Origin of the sequence: Streptomyces sp. NPDC059456, from assembly GCF_042750055.1 — a bacterium.
In the GTDB taxonomy this organism is placed as follows: Bacteria; Actinomycetota; Actinomycetes; order Streptomycetales; family Streptomycetaceae; genus Streptomyces.
Window position 1 is genome coordinate 1,704 of the sequence record NZ_JBHYVA010000802.1, and the last position, 1,874, is coordinate 3,577.

The window sequence follows — 1,874 nt, forward strand, 5'->3', positions numbered from 1 at the left end:
GTACCAGTCCCCGCAGACGTTGAGGGAGCCGACGGCCGGGCGGTAGCGCACGGCGGCGCGGTGGTGGCCCACCGCCCCGGGCGTCGGGAGCATCACCTCCTGGAGGGCGAGGGCGACCTCGCGCTCGCGGGCGTGGGCCTCGCGCAGCCGCTCGTTGACCTCCTGCAGTTCCCGCGCACGGGTGTAGAGCTCGGCTTCCAGGACGCGGGTCTGGCCGTCTCCGGCCCCGCCGCGGGCCCTGATCAGCGCGGTGACCTCCTCGACGCGGTGGACCAGCAGCACCACCCGGCCGTCCGCGTCGACGACGGGGGCGTTGACCGGGCTCCAGTACCGCTCCTCCCACTCGCCGGGCCGCTCCGCGGACTCCACGTCGTAGCGCTGCAGCGCCATGGTGTCCCGTTCGCCGGTGCTGAGCACCCGCTCGAGGGACGCCGCCAGGTTCCGGGCACCGGTCGCCGAGGCATCGTTCGGATTGTCAGGGAACACGTCGAACAGGTAGCGGCCCACCAACTGCTCGCGGGTGCGCCCCGTCAGGCGCGCGAAGTCGTTGTTCACGTCCGCGTACGTCAGATCGGGAGTCAGGAGCGCGACCATGCCGGGCAGCGCCTCGAACACCGCTGCGTAGTTGATTCCCGCCTCCGCCATGCTGCCGCCTAGAGCTCGGTGCGTCCGTGGTGCCCACGACAGGAGCATCGGCAATGGTGCGGGCGGCCACGGTGAGGCGCACGGGCGCCGCCGCGGGCTTCGCCGAAAAGCACCCCGTTCGGCGCGCGGCCGCAGCCCCCGCCCCGCGGGGCGGAGGACGGCGCCCGCCCGCGCGGAAACCTGCCCGCCCGCGCGGAAGCTGCGAGCCCGCGCGGAACCTGCGCGTCCGCACCGGGAACCGGGCGGGGCCCGGTCTCCGGCGGGCAGGGTCAGGAGCGGCCGGCGTTCGAGGGACCGAAGAACTCGATCTCCGCGATGGCGACCTGCTTGTCCGCGGAGGACGCGTGCGACGACTCGATGGTGAAGCGGACCTTCGTGACCTCGCCCACGCGGAACGGCCGCCGCTGGCCGCCCGCCCCCTGATCCAGGGTCAGCCGGCGCGTGGTGACCTTGCCGTCCCTGCCCGTGATCGTCGCCGTGACGCGGTGCGGCAGCGCCGACTCGCCGATCTTGTCGGCCCGCCCCGAGACGCCCGGGGTGATGACCAGGTCCAGCAGCCGAGTCGGCTCGCTGAAGGAGGCCTCGATCCACTCGCCCTGGCCGGACTGCGAGACGCCGGGGCCCCACCAGGTGTTGCTGCGCTTGTCGAAGGCGATCTCCGGCTGGTGGCCGGGGTAGGAGCGGGAGGCCTCGATCCGGTCCGGGGCGACCGGGGCGCGCTGGGCGAAATGGTCCTGGGCGGCCCGGACGCCGTCGGGCAGGTACACGACGCCGAGGATCGCCAGGGTGACGACGGCGGCGAGGGCGATCCAGGTGCCGACGCGGTCGAAGACGCGGCGCAGCCGGGGACGGTCGCCCGCCCACGGCGCCCCGCCGTGCCGCCCGCCGAAGAGACGGCGCCACCACGGAGCCCGCCCCGGTGCCGCCGCCCCGCCGGTTTCGGCCAGCGGCATCGCGCAGCGCACGCAGTAGTGGCGGTCGGGCCGGTTCGGCGTCGCGCACCACCGGCACGGCGGGCCGCCCTCGATGCCGGGCTGCTCGCCCGGGGCGCGTACGGCGGGCCGGTCGGCGTCCGGCAGGCCGGGCAGGACGGGTGCGACGGCCGCCGGCGCGGGCTGCGGAACCTCCGGGTCCGCCACGGGTACGAGGAGGGAGCGCGCCCGGTCGGACATGGTGTCGCTCAGCGCGCGCGGGGCCGGTCAGCGGGCGAGCGGGGAGGAGACCTTCCC

At 75.6% G+C, this 1,874-nt stretch carries 1 protein-coding gene and 1 pseudogene; both read right to left on the reverse strand.

Features of this window, described 5'->3' with window-relative positions:
- On the reverse strand, positions 1–645 hold a 645-nt coding region (locus tag ACFXA3_RS38710; RefSeq protein ID WP_385195425.1), incomplete at its 3' end, for a PAS domain-containing protein.
- Positions 646–914: 269 nt separating this feature from the next.
- Positions 915–1,844, reverse strand: a pseudogene (locus ACFXA3_RS38715) (NADase-type glycan-binding domain-containing protein); the annotation flags it as partial.
- Positions 1,845–1,874 lie beyond the last annotated feature (30 nt).